Genomic DNA, 17,268 nt, shown 5'->3' with positions numbered 1-17,268 from the left:
GATATCAAAGACAACCTTATAGAATGAAGCACATATTTTTATCAGTAATTCTGAACTTTTTACTTTTCTCTTGCACTACTACCAAGGAAGCATCTAACGACAAATCCGTGGTAAAATATGCTAACACAATTACTCTAAACGAGCTAAAAACAAACCTATACACCTTTGCCTCCGACGATTATGAAGGACGAGAAACGGGTGAAAAAGGACAAAAAATAGCAGCCGATTTTTTAAAAAAACAATATCAAAATTACGGTATACCAAGTCCGATTTCGGAAGATAATTATTTCCAGAAAATTCCGAAAGATTTTTTACCCGGTGGAGTTAAAGCTTCAGAAAACGTTGTGGCGTTTATTGAAGGCACTACCAAGCCAGATGAAATTATTGTTATTTCCGCACATTATGATCACCTTGGAACCAACGCAGTAGATATTTTTAATGGTGCAGACGATGATGCCTCAGGTACCGTTGCTGTCCTAGAAATTGCTCAAGCCTTTAAACAAGCAAAAAATGAAGGCAATGGCCCCAAAAGATCCATTCTATTCCTTCATTTAACAGCGGAAGAAAAAGGTTTATATGGCTCTAAATGGTATGTAAAAAACCCTTTATTTCCTTTGAAAAACCATATCGCTAATTTAAATATTGATATGATCGGACGCGTTGATGATGCTCACATAGAGAAAAGTAATTATGTGTATCTCATTGGATCAGACAAATTAAGTACCGAATTACATAATTTATCCGAGCAGGTAAATTCTGAATTTATAAACTTACATCTCGATTATACATATAATGATGAAAACGATCCAAACCGTTTTTATTATCGATCAGATCATTATAATTTTGCTAAAAACAATATCCCAATAATATTTTATTTCAATGGTGTTCACAAAGATTATCATAAACCAACAGATACTCCTGAAAAGATTAATTATGATATATTGACAAAACGAACCAGACTCGTTTTTCATACAGCATGGGAAATTGCCAATCGTGAAAAAAGGGTGTCGGTAGATAAAAAATAATTTAAAACACTGTTTACTAGAAAGAATAAAAAAAACAGTTCCATTTTGAAGCTTTGTTTAAAAAATCAACAATAAAAGTATTTATTTATTTTTTTATCAATAAACGTTCAAAATCAAACTATTTTATTATATTGCCCAAATAACAGAAATTAAACATTCAGAGAAACCTATGGAATTACTAGATAGAGCTTTAGAATTTGAAGAAAATGTATCTACATTTAAATCAAGAGATGAACGTATCAAAGCTTCACATACTGCCAAAGAATTAGTTCTTTCGTTAAATGAAATTTACAAAGAAACTAAAGATCCAAACATTATGGATGTAATGAAACGAATCACAGCTATTAAACAAAAATTTGAGAAAAGATTAAAAGGGAGACTAACGCCATAAGAATTACTTTTTTAATAGTAATTCTTTTAGTGTTCCGACAAAATAATTTATTTCCTCTTTAGATGTAAATTTCGAAAAAGACAATCTCAGCGAAGTATGTGTTGCTTCGTCTGGGGTTAATAAGGCCTCTAATACATGTGATCCCTTGTTACTTCCGCTTTGACAAGCACTACCTCCAGACACAGCAATCCCCTTTAAATCTAAATTAAACATTAAAAAAGGTACTTCCTTCGGAAGTCTAATGTTTAGAACTGTCATGCTTGTTTTTGTCAAGTTTTCAGAACCTGCATTAAAAATAATTGATGGCAATTCATTCTTAATACTTTCAATACAGTAACTCTTTATTAGTTGTAATTGTTCTAAATCCTTATTTAAGGTTTCTAAACAGGATTGCAGTGCCACATCCATCCCCAAAATAGAATGAACAGCCTCTGTTCCTGCTCTAGCCCCTTTTTCTTGTTCACCACCAAAAATCATTGGTTTTACACCAAAACCTTTTTTAAAGTATGCAAACCCAACTCCTTTGGGGCCATGGAATTTATGAGCACTTGCAGAAATAAAATCTACCTTTAAATCTGATAAATCAATATCAAAATGTCCTATTGCTTGAACGGCATCTGAATGAAATAGCGCTTCGTATTCTTTGCAAATACCAGCCACTTTTTTCACTTCCAAGATCGTTCCGATTTCATTGTTCACAAACATTAAACTCACTAACGTCTTTTTACCATCGCCTCCCAATAAATTTCTTAAAGAAACGATGTCTACAATACCTTCGATAGAGGTTTCTACATATTCAACATCAACAGCATAAGTCAAACTCAGCTCGTTCACAGTTTTCAATACTGCATGATGTTCTAATTTAGAAGTAATGATTTTCTCTACTCCTAAATTTAGGACTGCATTTTTTAAAATTAAATTATTAGCCTCTGTCCCTCCTGAGGTAAAGATAATTTCACTTGAATTTACATTTAAATGATGTGCAATATTCTTACGGTTTGTTTCTATTAAAGACTTTGCTGTTCTCCCAAATTGATGGGTTGAAGAAGGATTACCAAAATTTTCTCTCATTGAAAGAGACATACGCTCAATAACCTCCTCAAAAACAGGTGTTGTAGCAGCATTATCTAAATAAACTTTTCTCATTTAATTGGGGTTATAAGCACTGTATTTTTCTGTAATAACAAATGTATGTCAATTAAAATTATTAAAAAACACTTTTTACATTCTCTTTAAAACCCCTACATTTGTTTTATAGATTTGATACAATGAAAAAATACGGTTTTCTGGCGATTCTAAGCCTTTTATTAGCTTGCGATGATGGTGATTTTAATGTTCCATCTTTTGATTTTGACGGCTTAGAGATTGACAATTGTGGAAATACCGTATTGAACAAAATTACTTCAAGTGGTACAGAATCTTTGATTCTTCAATTGGCAATCCCAAATACAGACGACGTTTTCTTTAAAACCCCCTTAGATAGTGTGCTTGTTAGAATAGAACCTGATGGTGACAATACCATGTATTATAAAATATTTAACGATGCAATCACTAAAAGCTATTTTTGTGTTGAAATCCCACAATCTACACCTATTGTGACCGAAGAATGGTTTGGTGAGGGAGATCTTTACCTAACAAACACTATTACGTTGGATGATAATGATGGTGTGCCCTCAGAAATAGAAAAAGTAATCGATCCAAACACAGGAGAGTTATTAGACACAGATGGAGATGGCTACCCGGATTATATTGATATTGATGATGACGGTGACAACAAGCTTACCATCAGGGAAGACCTTCAAATAGTAAACCTGCCGCCAACACGTACTGGAGATCCCCAAACTGTAGATACTGATGGTGACGGAATACCAAATTACCTTGATACGGATGATGATAACGATGGAATACCTTCTATTGAAGAATCTGAAACTGCGGACACCAATGTAAATACTATAGTAGACTATCTTGACAAAGATGATATTACGCCTATTACACCAGCAAGTCCAGTTACAAACACTTATGCATACAAATATGTGATGCGATTTGAATTCTCTGAATTGACACTTTATAACGACTCTAGCACTATTAATTACCAAGATGGTTACAACTATGGTACTAAAAGTGGAGAATACACTTCAACAGAAAACCCTGGGGATATTATAGAATAATTTAATTATCTATCCGCGACTTTGGATTATATATACCTCAGTTGCACCTTTTCCGTACTTTAAATAGGAACCTTCTGAAATTTTTACAGGATACCTTCCTAATAAGTAATGCAATTCTTTTTGAAGTACACCTTCTCCAACCCCATGGATAAAAACAATACGTGGTATACGTTTGCGAATAGCAAATTCTAATTTATGCTTTGCCGTATCCAACTGGATGGTTAACATATCAAAATTCTGCATTCCTCTAGTAGATTTTACCAAATTTTGAATATGCAAATCTACTTCCATAGGCGGAACAGTTCCTTCCTTTTTATTTTTTTTAACCTGGTAATTTTTCTTTTTTTCTGGTAGCGTTTTTGCCTTTAACAACGGATTATTTATATCTGAAAACTTAGACAACTCACTTTGATCCTTTGCTATTTTTACCAAATGACGCTCTTCATAGGTCAATTCAAACCCTAGCTCATCTTCAATAACAACTTTACTCTTTTCAACGGAAACAACAACACCACGGATCGCATCATCCAAAACCGCTACCTTATTACCTATACTGAATTTCATTCTTATACTTCTCGTTTCTTATCATAGGAGATCTGAGACAACAAATACTCTATCGCACCAATTCTAGCCGATGTTTTTCTATTAGCCTTAATTATTTTCCATGGAACTCCCGTCTCTGGAGTATTCTCAAACATTTTTGTTTTGTACTTTGTATACTCATCCCAGAGATCTTGAGCCGCCTCATCAACTGAAGTCATTTTCCATTGTTTCAAAGGATTTTTCTTGATATCATCAAATCGTTTTGCCTGTTCTCTTTTATTGATAGACATATAAATTTTAACCAATTTAATCCCCGATTGTGTAATCATTTTTTCAAAATCGTTCACCTGACTCATGAAAATCTCATACTCCTCTTCTGTACAAAAACCATTTACCGGTTCCACTACAGCTCTATTATACCAGCTTCGATCAAAAAAAACAATTTCACCTGCTTTTGGAAACTTTTTAATATATCGTTGAAAATACCATTGTGTACTTTCTTCCTCCGATGGTTTTCTAAGCGCCACAATTCTAAAATGACGTGGATTGATCCTTTCTGTAATTCTACGAATCGCACCTCCTTTTCCTGCTGCATCTCTACCTTCAAATATCACAATCACACGTTGGTTATTCTCTATAACCTCTGTTTGCATTTTTATGAGTTGCACTTGAAGTTTTTTCAACTTCTTTTCATAGTCATAAACACGTAAAGCACGTTCTATATTTATGCCCTCCTTACCTAACAAACCTTTGATACCAATCTTGGTATTTAATTTATCTATAAACGGTTTCCCTTCTAAGCTACCTTCCATCCTTATTCGCAATTGTTTTTTTAATACCTTAACTCTAAATACCTTAATCTATTGAATGAGATGACCTAAAATAATGCATAATTACGTTAGGATCTGGAAACAAACTGGTCTGAGAAAAATCTTTTCCTTCGTACTCAAATTTAGACAACACATATCTAATACATTCAAGTCTCGCTACTTCTTTATTATTAGTTTTTACAATAACCCAAGGACTATAGCTGGTGTGTGTTTTACTATACATCTGTTCCTTAAAGTGAGAGTACTTATCCCATAACTCTTGCCCTTTTTGATCAACCGGGCTAAATTTCCATCTTTTCAACGGATTCTTCATTCTAGAATTAAACCTCTTTTCTTGTTCATCTTTAGAAATCGACAACCAGAACTTAACAATTATCAATCCGTCTTCATAAAGCATATGCTCAAATTCGGGTACTTGAGACATAAATTCATTGTATTGGTGATCGCTACAAAATCCCATCACAGGTTCAACAACCGCACGGTTATACCAGCTTCTATCAAAAAAAACAATTTCGCCAGGGTTTGGCAATTCTTTAATATATCGCATAAAATACCACTGTCCTCGCTCTATATCCGTTGGTTTATTCAAAGCAACAAGTCGAGAAGTTCTCGGACTCAAATGCTCCATAAACCTTCTGATAGCACCACCTTTTCCTGCAGCATCTCTTCCTTCAAAAATGACAGCAACTCTTTTATTGTTTTTAGCAACCCATTGTTGAAATTTTACAAGTTCTACTTGAAGTTTTTTCAGTTCTTCTTCATATTCTATCGTCTCAAGTATTTTTTTATACTTTCCATCCTTCTCACCAAGTAGTTTTTTTAAATCTTCTTTGGTTTCAATTTTTTCTATTTCTTCTAAAGATAAGCCTTGCTTTTCTTCCATACTTTTATTTTCTTTTTCCAATTTTACAAAGTATCAATTCGCTACCTCGCTTAAAAATTTGATACGCATCAAACGCATATCTTCCTCCTCATAATCACCATCAAACTCATCCATTGCAGCTTGAATATCATCGGTCTCAGACTCCATAAAATACTCCATAATTTCTTCCTGCTGATCTTCATCAAGAATATCATCAATACAATAGGAAATGTCCAATTTTGTTCCTGAATAAACAATGGTTTCAATCTCTTTAATCAACTGATCCATTTCTAAACCTTTTGATTTAGAAATATCCTCCAACGATAATTTCCTATCTGTATTTTGAATAATATACAGCTTCAAACCAGATTTAACTCCAGTCCCTTTTACAATTAAATCATCTGGACGAACGATGTCATTTTCATTTACATAACTTTCAATAAGCGTGACAAAATCTTTTCCAAACTTCTTTGCTTTTCCGTCTCCAACACCATGAACATTAGACAGCTCTTCAATCGTTATTGGATATCTTAATGCCATTGCCTCTAAACTTGGATCTTGAAATATAGCAAATGGAGGAACTCCTTTTTTCTTTGCTACTTTCTTTCTCAAATCTTTTAAAATAGCCATTAGTTTTTGATCACTAACTCCACCTTGAGATTTAGAATTCACCACTCCTTCACCTACATTTTCAGTATGTGTATAGGTATGATCAGCAGTCATCATAAACGACCGTGGATTTGCAATAAAATCATGACCTGATTCAGTCATTTTAAGAACTCCATATTGCTCTATTTCTTTCTTTAAAAGATCTACAACAAAAGTTTGTCTTATCAAAGCCATCCAGTAATCGGCTTTGTGTTTTTTCCCAATTCCAAAGAATGGTCGTTCTGGAGTTTTATGTGAGTTCAACATCGCATTTTCCTTTCCTATCAAAGTAGCAACGATATCTTTTGCTTTGTATTTTTCTTTTGAGTCTCTTACTACAGATAACAATATTTTAACTTCCTCTCCTGCCTCTACTTTTGGTTTTGGCGTTCGAGTATTGTCATCCATATCTGCTCCTAAACCATTTATTTCATCAAATTCTTCTCCAAAATAATGCAATAAATATTTACGCCTACTCATAGATGTCTCAGCATAGCCCACAACTTCTTGCAACAAAGCATGTCCAATTTCTTGTTCTGCTACAGGCTTGCTAGACATAAATTTTTCTAATTTTTCTATGTCTTTATATGAATAATACGCTAAACAATACCCCTCACCATCGTCTCTACCGGCTCTACCCGTTTCTTGGTAATAACTCTCTAAACTTTTTGGAATATCATGATGAATCACAAAACGCACATCCGGTTTATCGATCCCCATTCCAAAGGCAATGGTTGCAACTATTACATCGGTATCTTCCATTAAAAACATATCTTGATGCTTTGCTCTAGTCTTAGCATCCAATCCAGCATGGTATGGCATCGCTTTGATACCATTAACTTGCAGAATTTGAGCCACTTCTTCAACCTTTTTTCTACTCAAGCAATATATGACTCCAGATTTTCCTTGATACCCACGTACGAAACGAATCATATCACTATAAATATCTTTCGTTTTCGGTCTTACGTCATAAAACAAATTGGGTCTATTAAACGAAGCTTTGAATGTATTTGCATCAGAAATTCCAAGTGTCTTTAAAATATCTTCTTGAACTTTTTCTGTAGCAGTAGCAGTTAAACCAATTACCGGAACATTATCTATGTTTTTTATAATATTACGTAAATTTCTGTACTCGGGCCTAAAATCATGTCCCCATTCAGAAATACAATGTGCTTCGTCAATTGCTACAAATGATATTTTTTGAGTTTTTAGAAACTCAACATATTCATCTTTAATCAATGATTCTGGTGCTACATATAATAATTTAGTAAGCCCATTCTCAATATCAGATTTTACTCTAGTTATTTCAGTTTTATTTAACGAAGAATTCAATACATGGGCAATTCCATCATTTTCCGAAATTCCACGTATCGCATCCACTTGATTTTTCATCAAAGCAATTAATGGAGAAACCACAATTGCTGTTCCTTCTTTCATCAACGCTGGTAACTGATAACACAATGATTTCCCTCCTCCTGTTGGCATAATAGCAAAAGTGTTATCTCCTGCAACTATACTTCTAATTACATCTTCCTGTAAGCCTTTGAATTTAGAGAACCCAAAAAACTTTTTTAAAGGACTATGTAAGTCAATTTCCTTTCTATTCATTACCTTTCCTAATCTATTTTTAGATACATTTGCAAATAAAGGTATCACTTTTTTTTATTCTACAAAATTAAAACTTTTGAAAAACTCGAATACAATTATTGACAAAGCGTTACTAACTATTGACATAGAAAGTAAAGCGATAGCGAATTTAAAAAAATTAATCAATTCTGATTTTGAAAAAGCCGTAAATTTCATATTTAATTCCAAAGGAAGAGTTATCATTACTGGAATTGGAAAAAGTGCCATTATTGCCAATAAAATTGTGGCTACTATGAATTCTACTGGTACCCCGGCTGTTTTTATGCATGCTGCTGATGCCATTCATGGAGATCTAGGGAATATTCAGGAAGAAGATACTGTTATTTGTATCTCAAAAAGTGGAAACACTCCTGAAATTAAAGTTTTAGTACCTTTCATTCAAAATTATGGAAATAAAATAATTGCCTTAACAGGTAATCCTGATTCATTTTTAGCAACCAATGCTGATTTTGTGCTGAATTGTGCTGTTGAAAAAGAAGCTTGTCCAAACAACTTGGCTCCTACAACAAGTACCACCGCACAATTAGTTATGGGAGATGCTCTAGCAATTTGCCTCTTAGATCTTAAAGATTTTTCAAGTAAAGATTTTGCTAAATACCACCCAGGTGGTGCCCTTGGAAAACGTTTGTATTTAAGGGTAAGTGATCTAGTAAATACTAACGATGTCCCTGCCGTGAATTCTGAAACAAACGTAAAGGATGTTATCATTGAAATTTCTAAAAAAAGATTAGGTGCTGCAGCTGTTATTGACAATGGAACCGTAACAGGAATGATTACGGATGGTGATATTCGTAGAATGTTAGAAAAACACAGTGATATCTCTCTGCTTAAAGCAAAAGACATCATGTCTACAAACCCGAAAACACTTGATGCTGATGCCATGGCTATTGATGCTTTGAACACCTTAGAGAATTTTGGTATTACTCAAGTATTAGTATTGAATGAAAAAAAGGAATACATCGGAATCATTCATTTACATGATCTTATCAAAGAAGGAATATTTTAAAATTATAGTACGCGCAAATTTTTAATTCATGAGTGAAGAAAAAAACCAAATGTCATTTTTATCCCATCTAGAAGAATTAAGATGGCATTTAGTAAGATCAACCGCAGCCATATTTTTATTTGGAATCATATTATTTGTATTCAAAAAAGAAGTATACGATGGATTTCTGCTAGCCCATTTAGACACAAACTTTGTTACTTATCAGTGGTTTTGCGAAGTATTTAGTTCCATAGGTATTGATAGCGATTTTTGTGGTGTTCAATTCCCTCAAAAATTACAAAGTCTCTCTATGACCAACCAATTAATGAATGCTATCTGGACTTCGTTAATTCTAGGGTTGATCATTTCTTTTCCATATATACTATGGGAAATGTGGAAATTCATTGCCCCAGGCCTACATGAAAGTGAAATAAAAAAATCGAAAGGTTTTTTATTTATTACCTCGATTCTATTTTTCACAGGAGTTGCATTTAGTTTTTACGTGATTGTACCCATGTCCGTCTATTTTTTCTATCATTTTGAAATCACGGATACCATTCAAAATAATTTTACTTTGTCTTCTTATATTTCTATGGTGACCAATACCATCCTTGGTGTTTCTGTGGTTTTTGAACTCCCTGTTTTGATATTTTTCCTAACAAAATTAGGTTTGATCACTCCAGAATTCTTAAAAACATACAGAAAACATGCCTTGGTTGTTGTACTTTTATTATCTGCAGTAATTACACCTCCTGATGTGGCAAGTCAGATTATTGTCTCAATTCCGGTACTAATATTATATGAAGTTAGTATTCACGTATCAAGATTTGTAGTAAAAAAACAAGAACAAGCATAATATAATTTATTTCTCTTTTATGAAACTTAGAGCTGAAAACATTCAAAAACTATACGGTAACAGAAAAGTTGTTAAAGGTATTTCTCTTGAGGTAAATCAGGGTGAAATTATTGGTCTATTAGGACCGAATGGTGCCGGTAAAACGACTTCTTTTTATATGATTGTTGGAATGGTGCAGCCTAATTTTGGAAAGATTTTTTTGGACGACCTTGAAGTCACTGAATTTCCGATGTACAAAAGAGCTCAACATGGAGTTGGTTATTTGGCGCAGGAAGCTTCTGTTTTTAGAAAATTATCTGTGGAAGATAATATTAGATCAGTTCTACAATTTACAGGTAGAACAAAAAAAGAAGAAAATGAAAAGCTAGAATCTTTAATTGAAGAATTTAGTCTTGGACACGTTAGAAAAAACAGAGGTGATTTACTCTCTGGTGGTGAAAGAAGACGTACAGAAATTGCACGTTGTTTGGCTTCTGATCCGAAATTCATATTACTAGATGAACCTTTTGCAGGAGTTGACCCTATTGCCGTTGAGGATATTCAAAGTATTGTAGCGCAATTAAAAAACAGAAATATTGGCATCCTAATTACAGATCATGATGTACAAGCAACCTTGGCTATTACAGATAAAACTTATTTAATGTATGAAGGAGGAATTTTAAAAGAAGGGACTCCTCAAGAGCTTGCTGACGATCCAACTGTAAGAAAAGTATACCTTGGAGAAAGCTTTATTTTAAAAGAAAACAAATTCAAATAAGCACTTATAAAAATATAAAAAAAGGCAGTTTCAAATGAAACTGCCTTTTTTTATCTCTATCCATTTTTACAATATTACCATCTTATAAAAACGGAACCCCAAGTAAATCCGCTCCCAAAAGCAGCTAGTACTACAAGGTCATTGTCTTTAATCCTTCCTTTTTCCCATGCCTCACTCAACGCAATAACAACGGAAGCCGCAGTAGTATTTCCATAATGCATGATATTATTATAAACCTGATCGTCCGATAACCTAAACTTTTTTTGGATAAACTGTGCGATTCTTAAGTTCGCTTGATGCGGAACCAACAAATCAATATCGTCTGATTTTAATCCATTCTTTTCAAGCCCCTCAATAATAGCTTCTGAAAAACGCGTTACAGCATGTTTGAAAACAAATTGACCATTCATATATGGATAATAGGATATATCATCGGGATCATTATTTTCAATTATTTCTGGAACCCATCTTCCTGTACTAGGTCCTTCTAAAACTAATTCCTTGGCATGCTTCCCTTCTGAATGTAAATGGGTTGATAAAATTCCTTTTCCTTTTTCTTCTGTTCTACTCAAAACAACCGCTCCTGCACCATCACCAAAAATTACCGAAACATTTCTTCCTCTTGTTGTTTTATCTAATCCTCCTGAATGATTCTCGGAACCAATCACTAAAATATTTTTATACATCCCGGTTTTGATAAATTGATCCGCTACAGACATTGCATACACAAATCCCGAACATTGATTTCTTACATCCAAAGCACCAATTGTTGGCATTTCAAGCATTTCTTGAATTTCAACACCTCCTCCAGGAAAATACATATCCGGACTTAATGTTGCAAATACAATAAAATCAATATCATCTTTAGTCAAACCAGAACGCTCTATAGCCTTCTTTGCAGCCTTTGCCCCCATAACGGATGTAGAATCACCAGAACCTTCTTTTATCCATCTTCGTTCTTTTATTCCCGTACGTTCTTGGATCCATTCATCATTTGTATCCATCATTTTAGACAAATCATCATTTGTCACAATATTTTCAGGAACATAAAATCCAAGTCCTGTAATTTTAGAATTATACATAGTAATCTGGTTTAATCGTTTTCATAAACTTAAATGTAAGAAATAATTCCTAGGCAATCAATGTTCGTTAGCTTGAATCTTCTAACTCATGAAAAACACTTTTACCCCGCTCAAAATACTTTGCGCCGCATATGCTGCCAAAATCAAGCCCATAACTTTACTAATGACAATGATCCCACCTTCTCCTATCCTTTTTTGAATTTTACTAGAAAGCAACAACACCAAACAAGTAAGCCCCACTACAAAAGCTAATTCTAAGGTAGTTATGGCCTGTTGGGTTATGGAATAAATTTTATTATCAGTCATGAGAACCACGGCTAAAATAGCACCTGGCGATGCGATTGAAGGCAATGCGACAGGAAAAATGGTCACTTTTTTATAATCTGTAATTAAACTCATTTCAGATTCTGGTTTACTTTCACCAAGCACCATTGAAATAGCAAACAAAAATAAAATTACACCTCCAGAAATTTGAAAAGCCTCTAGACTAATCTCCATCCCATCTAAAATTATTTGACCAACAACAATAAAAAAAAGAAGCACAAAAAATGCAATTAACGAGGAGTTTATCGCAATCTTTTTTCTTTTAGCATCATCAAAGTTTTTGGTAGCTTCTAAATATACAGGCACAGACCCCATAGGGTCAATTACAGCGATTAATAACAATATGGCACTAAAAACCTCAGCCATAATTATTTAAAAATTTGAATTCCGTTTGTGGTAAATGAAACCCCTTGTTGCCCGTACGTAGAAATCATTACGGCTTCAAACAAAGGTAAATTTCTTTTATCTTTTAAAGCCCAATCAAAAATAAAATTTGCTCCAGAACCACCTTCCCTATCCACTTGATCAATAATTATTTCAACTGTTTCCAATGGTTTTAATTCAATCGGCTTTTTTAAATATTCTCTTATTTTTTTTCCAGCAGTATCAAAATAATCTGCTTTTAAAATATAAATAGATTCAGTTGTAGAAGTATTGCGCAAACTCGTTGTGATGGTCAAATACAAATGATTTTCCTCATGCATTTGATATACATGAGAATACACTGGAAGATAGGTAGTCCCTTGTTCAAAATTATTAAGGTCTATATTTGAAACATAACGTTTCTCAAAATTAGTTTTAGTAAAACTCACCTCTTCTTTTGGAGTTTCACAAGAACTTATTAGGGCAAAAACCACTAACATAAAGGTAAATCGTACTCTCATGGCAACATTTTTTTTATACTAGATCCTTATAAATCTACAAATAATTTATCACAACTAGCTCACTACATTAAGTTTCGCGAATTTTAAAATAAGCTTTTTCATTCCTTCTTTTTCAAATTTTATTTCTGCTTTTGCATCACCACCGACACCTTCCAATTTCATTACCTCACCTTGTCCAAAACGAATGTGTTCTACTTTTGTCCCAACTGCAATTTTTGCATCAGAAATCCCACCTGATCTTGCAGCGACTTTAGATACAGGTTTCATATTTTTTGGAGCCACTAAAGGTTTCTTTAAAACACTCGGTTTGGCTGTTCTTACACTAGCCGATTTTCTTGGGATTGGTTTTCTAAATCTAATTTTATCTTTAGGAACGTCATCCTCAAACAAACTACTATCTACAAAATTATTGGTTCTAGGAGCTAATTTTTTAGGTGTTAAATATTCTAGATAAACTGGATCTATTTCTTCTAAAAATCTACTCGGCTCACCATCTGTCAATTTCCCCCAACGATACCTAGTTTGTGCAAAGCTCAAATAAGCTTGATGTTCTGCTCTTGTTAAAGCAACATAAAACAATCTACGCTCCTCTTCTAATTCACTTCTAGTGTTCATGCTCATTGCCGATGGAAATAATGACTCCTCAAGTCCAACGATATACACATAAGGGTATTCCAATCCTTTTGCTAGGTGAATCGTCATCAATGACACCATAGGTTCATCATCTTCCTTATCACTATCTAAATCAGATTTTAAAGCGACATCCTCCAAAAACACAGCAAGAGAGTCTTCTTGTTCTTTCTCTTTGGCATCATCTACAAAATATTGAATTCCATTCAATAATTCTTGAACATTTTCAACCTTACTAATCCCTTCCGGTGTACCATCAGCCTCTAAGTCTTTTACAATTTGAATTTGCTTTACTACTTGATCAGCAACTTCAAATGCATTCATTTTTTGAGCATTGATAGAAAGTGCTTGAATCATATTAGCAAAGTTCTTCAACTTTGTTTTTGTCCCTGCATTGATTTTAATATCTAGCTTATCAATATGAGCAACAATCTCAAATATAGATTTATTGTAATGATTTGCGGCAATAGTCAATTTATCAATCGTGGTAGCACCAATTCCTCTTGCAGGATAATTTATGATACGTGTCAAAGCAATATCATCTTTTGGATTTATCAGTACACGTAAATAAGACAAGACATCTTTGATCTCTTTACGTTGGTAAAATGAAGTACCTCCGTAAATTTTATAAGCTATTCTTTTTTTTCTCAAAGCATCTTCCATTGCTCTTGACTGAGCATTGGTTCTATAAAGAATACAAAATTTATCATTCGTTAACTGATGATTCATTTTATTTTCGAAAATGGAGTTTGCAACCCATCGACCTTCTTCACCATCAGAAATCGTACGCATTACTTTCACCTTTGGTCCATCCGCGTTTTCTGTAAAAATTTCTTTATCTAATTTGGTTTTATTTTTATCAATAACGCTATTGGCCGCCTCTACTATATTTTTAGAAGACCTGTAATTCTGCTCTAACTTAAATGTTTTTACATCGGTATAGTGCTTTTGGAAATTCAATATATTATTGATATTAGCACCACGGAAGGCATAAATACTTTGAGAATCATCCCCAACAACACATATATTTTGAAATCTATCTGCCAAAGCTCTTACTATCAAATACTGTGAATGGTTCGTATCTTGGTACTCATCAACCATTACATAACGAAATCTATCTTGATATTTTGCTAAAACATCTGGAAATCTAGATAACAATTCATTAGTTCTCAATAGCAAATCATCAAAATCCATTGCTCCAGACTTAAAGCATCGTTCTACGTAGGCTTTATAAATCTCCCCCATTTTAGGTCGACTTGCCATAGTATCTGCCTCTTTTAAATCAGCGTTATTAAAATAAGCTTTCACTGTTATCAGACTATTTTTAAACTGCGATATTCTACTCAGAACTTGCTTTGCTTTATAACGTTCTTTGTCTAGTTGCAATTCTTTAATAATAGATCCAATTAATTTTACAGAATCTTGCGAATCATAAATCGTAAAGTTCGAAGGATACCCTAACTTATCCGATTCCGATCTTAATATTCTGGCAAACACAGAGTGAAAGGTACCCATCCATAAATTTTTAGCTTCACTTTCTCCAACAACAGTAGCAATACGCTCTTTCATCTCACGAGCTGCTTTGTTGGTAAAAGTCAAATTCAAAATATTAAATGCATCCACACCACTCTTCATCAAATGGGCAATTCTATAGGTAAGCACTCTTGTTTTTCCTGAACCTGCACCAGCAATAATAATCATGGGTCCTTTGGTTTGTAAAACTGCCGCCTTTTGCGATGGATTCAATCCTTCTAAATAATCTGCCAAACTAATTTCTTTTGAATTTTAATAAAAAAGTATCTCTACTACAAGCATCAAAAATAAGTTTTAAGGTCTAGTAAAGCAATAAAAGTTATCTACATATTCGCTATTTTAAAAAAATGTTTAAATTCGTTCCTCTTATCTAATTTTACAAGAAAAAATGGACTTTACAACACTAGCTTTTTCAATACTACCGGCAATCATCACTGGGGGTGTTGCTTATTATTTCCTCAATGCTCATTTTAAAAATGAAAACCACCGAAGAAAATTCAAGCTTATGCAAGAAAACAGAAAAGCAACTTTACCGGTTCGTTTGCAGGCATACGAACGTATAACTCTGTTTTTAGAAAGAATAAACCCTAGTCAATTGCTACTTCGAGTAAAACCACTTGGCGAGAACAAAGAAGCCTATAGCTCCTTATTATTAAGCACTATAGAACAAGAATACGAACATAATATTAGTCAACAAATTTATATTTCAGAAGAATGTTGGAATGTAATTACATCTTCTAAAAATGCGATCTCACATATTATTTCAGAAACAGTAAAAAAAGATACTGTTAACAACTCACAAGAATTGCGTGAAGCCATTTTAAAGAAAATGATGGAAACAACTCCTCCCTCATCTGTAGCTTTATCATTTTTAAAAACAGAGGTTCAAAAATTATTATAAAAAAAAGCCCTTGAGGAATCTCAAGGGCTTTTTTAAATCTAGGGGTACTATTTTATGTTATTCGTTGAAATAGATTTTAGAGGCACCTAAACCTACCTCCGCTTCGTATACTTTTTCCTTCAAGTCATAATCTGCAATATTCAATAATGTAAGATCTACAAAGTTGTAAACAATTGTGTAAAGCATATCGTCCTTAAAATTTATTCCATATATCTCCCCAACCTCATAACCTTGGGTACTAAGCTCTGTTGCATCTTCAGAAATATGATAAACCTTATTATCTGTATCTAAATAATAATAGATTATTCCACTATCAATACACATTTGATTACCCACCACATTCTCAGCAAACTCTAAGGATTTAATCACTGTATTATTTGATACATCAATAAATGAAATAGAAGATGTTGTAGCTTCAGTAGTATCCCATTCTGGTGCACCACCATAACTGATAGGTTTTCCCTCGCACAACACAATCAACTCCCCTTTTGTTGAGAATATAATCTCATCAGGGTTATCATTTACAGTAATTTCCACCACTGATTTATCAGATAGATCAATTACTGAAACGATATTATTAGAAGACCATGCCCCTTTATGAGAAACATATAATTTATTATCCTTAGAAACTATTTGTTCAACTCCATTATCTAGTCCTATTTTTGCAGATTCATCAATTTTATTAGTAGTTAAATCTAAAACTGCAACATAATCATCAGTTTCATCAGATGCCCCACCCCAATTGGTAACATATCCTACACCTCCCTCAATTGTCATATACCTAGGATTTGATAATCCTGATGTTACAACTGCTTTCTTAACCAAGGTATTTCTATCCACCACTACTATAGAATTTGCGTCATTTAAGACAATATAAGCATCGTCTCCATTAAACGCAACTGATTGAATCAACCCACCTAATTGAGCACCATTTACGCCTGTATAACTATAATTAGCAATCTTAGAAAAATCAGATTCCATAAATGCTACCGAACCATCTTTATCGCCTGAATTTCCCTCAGCACTAACCCATACACCACTACTAAAGCTTGAAATATTACTTGGATCGACATTTTCAACAACCATGACTTCAGTTTCTAAAATGTTATCTTCTTCCTCATTTGAACATGACATAAAAACTAAACTTAATATGAATAGTTTAAAAATTAATTTTGTTGTTTTCATTTTTATTTAATTAAATA

Annotated in this window: 17 protein-coding genes; 7 read left to right on the top strand and 10 right to left on the bottom strand. The window is 33.4% G+C overall.

Annotation, left to right across the window (positions count from 1 at the left end):
- Positions 1-23 precede the first annotated feature (23 nt).
- Together AC2DZ0_RS01520 and AC2DZ0_RS01515 are read left to right on the top strand one after the other, a co-directional pair.
- Positions 24-1,025 carry a M28 family metallopeptidase gene (locus AC2DZ0_RS01520; protein ID WP_484643231.1) on the top strand — a complete coding sequence of 334 codons (1,002 nt, stop codon included), beginning with the start codon at positions 24-26 and terminating at the stop codon, positions 1,023-1,025.
- 169 nt (positions 1,026-1,194) lie between these two features.
- A complete protein-coding gene (locus AC2DZ0_RS01515; RefSeq protein WP_300324678.1) occupies positions 1,195-1,416 on the top strand; it encodes a hypothetical protein in 222 nt (73 codons plus the stop codon).
- A 3-nt stretch (positions 1,417-1,419) separates the two neighbouring features.
- Here the strand turns inward: AC2DZ0_RS01515 and AC2DZ0_RS01510 are convergent, their stop codons facing one another.
- Positions 1,420-2,562, bottom strand: a complete 1,143-nt coding sequence (locus AC2DZ0_RS01510) for a cysteine desulfurase family protein (RefSeq protein ID WP_484643230.1) — start codon at positions 2,560-2,562, stop codon at positions 1,420-1,422.
- 122 nt (positions 2,563-2,684) lie between these two features.
- On the opposite strand from AC2DZ0_RS01510, the gene AC2DZ0_RS01505 reads away from it, so the two are divergent.
- Complete coding sequence (locus AC2DZ0_RS01505) at positions 2,685-3,584, top strand: hypothetical protein (RefSeq protein ID WP_484643228.1); 900 nt, start codon at positions 2,685-2,687, stop codon at positions 3,582-3,584.
- Between the two features lie 9 nt (positions 3,585-3,593).
- Here AC2DZ0_RS01505 and AC2DZ0_RS01500 read toward each other — a convergent pair whose 3' ends face one another.
- From AC2DZ0_RS01500 to AC2DZ0_RS01485, 4 genes are read right to left on the bottom strand one after another with little or no spacing between them, the layout of a single operon-like run.
- Positions 3,594-4,148: a DNA mismatch repair protein MutS gene (locus tag AC2DZ0_RS01500; protein ID WP_484643226.1), complete on the bottom strand. Its 555-nt coding sequence runs from the start codon at positions 4,146-4,148 to the stop codon at positions 3,594-3,596.
- Positions 4,149-4,150: 2 nt separating this feature from the next.
- The gene (ppk2, locus tag AC2DZ0_RS01495) at positions 4,151-4,939 is read right to left on the bottom strand and encodes a polyphosphate kinase 2 (protein WP_484491260.1); all 789 of its coding nucleotides are present in this window, start codon (positions 4,937-4,939) and stop codon (positions 4,151-4,153) included.
- A 43-nt stretch (positions 4,940-4,982) separates the two neighbouring features.
- The gene (gene ppk2 / locus AC2DZ0_RS01490) at positions 4,983-5,840 is read right to left on the bottom strand and encodes a polyphosphate kinase 2 (RefSeq protein ID WP_484491259.1); all 858 of its coding nucleotides are present in this window, start codon (positions 5,838-5,840) and stop codon (positions 4,983-4,985) included.
- A gap of 33 nt (positions 5,841-5,873) precedes the next feature.
- Positions 5,874-8,075, bottom strand: a complete 2,202-nt coding sequence (locus AC2DZ0_RS01485) for a RecQ family ATP-dependent DNA helicase (RefSeq protein ID WP_484644815.1) — start codon at positions 8,073-8,075, stop codon at positions 5,874-5,876.
- A gap of 76 nt (positions 8,076-8,151) precedes the next feature.
- Here AC2DZ0_RS01485 and AC2DZ0_RS01480 point away from each other — a divergent pair, with 76 nt between their 5' ends.
- The 3 genes from AC2DZ0_RS01480 to lptB are packed head-to-tail and all read left to right on the top strand — an operon-like array spanning position 8,152 to position 10,712.
- Complete coding sequence (locus AC2DZ0_RS01480) at positions 8,152-9,120, top strand: KpsF/GutQ family sugar-phosphate isomerase (RefSeq protein WP_484643224.1); 969 nt, start codon at positions 8,152-8,154, stop codon at positions 9,118-9,120.
- Positions 9,121-9,148: 28 nt separating this feature from the next.
- Positions 9,149-9,955 carry a twin-arginine translocase subunit TatC gene (gene tatC / locus AC2DZ0_RS01475; protein ID WP_484491257.1) on the top strand — a complete coding sequence of 269 codons (807 nt, stop codon included), beginning with the start codon at positions 9,149-9,151 and terminating at the stop codon, positions 9,953-9,955.
- 19 nt (positions 9,956-9,974) lie between these two features.
- Entirely contained in the window at positions 9,975-10,712 is a 738-nt protein-coding gene (lptB, locus tag AC2DZ0_RS01470; protein ID WP_484491256.1) for an LPS export ABC transporter ATP-binding protein, read from the top strand.
- Positions 10,713-10,786: 74 nt separating this feature from the next.
- On the opposite strand, the gene AC2DZ0_RS01465 is transcribed toward lptB, so the two are convergent.
- From AC2DZ0_RS01465 to AC2DZ0_RS01450, 4 genes are all read right to left on the bottom strand, one after another.
- Complete coding sequence (locus tag AC2DZ0_RS01465; protein WP_484491255.1) at positions 10,787-11,794, bottom strand: 3-oxoacyl-ACP synthase III family protein; 1,008 nt, start codon at positions 11,792-11,794, stop codon at positions 10,787-10,789.
- 81 nt (positions 11,795-11,875) lie between these two features.
- Positions 11,876-12,484: a MarC family protein gene (locus AC2DZ0_RS01460; RefSeq protein ID WP_484643221.1), complete on the bottom strand. Its 609-nt coding sequence runs from the start codon at positions 12,482-12,484 to the stop codon at positions 11,876-11,878.
- A gap of 2 nt (positions 12,485-12,486) precedes the next feature.
- On the bottom strand, positions 12,487-13,002 hold the full coding sequence (locus AC2DZ0_RS01455) for a DUF3124 domain-containing protein (RefSeq protein WP_484643219.1): 516 nt from the start codon (positions 13,000-13,002) through the stop codon (positions 12,487-12,489).
- A gap of 54 nt (positions 13,003-13,056) precedes the next feature.
- Positions 13,057-15,399: an ATP-dependent helicase gene (locus AC2DZ0_RS01450; RefSeq protein ID WP_484491253.1), complete on the bottom strand. Its 2,343-nt coding sequence runs from the start codon at positions 15,397-15,399 to the stop codon at positions 13,057-13,059.
- A gap of 154 nt (positions 15,400-15,553) precedes the next feature.
- Between AC2DZ0_RS01450 and AC2DZ0_RS01445 the strand changes: the two genes are divergently transcribed.
- Positions 15,554-16,066 carry a DUF7935 family protein gene (locus tag AC2DZ0_RS01445; RefSeq protein ID WP_484491252.1) on the top strand — a complete coding sequence of 171 codons (513 nt, stop codon included), beginning with the start codon at positions 15,554-15,556 and terminating at the stop codon, positions 16,064-16,066.
- 57 nt (positions 16,067-16,123) lie between these two features.
- Here the strand turns inward: AC2DZ0_RS01445 and AC2DZ0_RS01440 are convergent, their stop codons facing one another.
- Positions 16,124-17,251: a YncE family protein gene (locus AC2DZ0_RS01440; protein WP_484643217.1), complete on the bottom strand. Its 1,128-nt coding sequence runs from the start codon at positions 17,249-17,251 to the stop codon at positions 16,124-16,126.
- Between the last annotated feature and the right edge of the window lie 17 nt (positions 17,252-17,268).

The sequence above is a fragment of the Flavicella sp. IMCC45668 genome (assembly GCF_057219105.1).
This window is presented reverse-complemented; position numbering and strand designations above follow the sequence as displayed.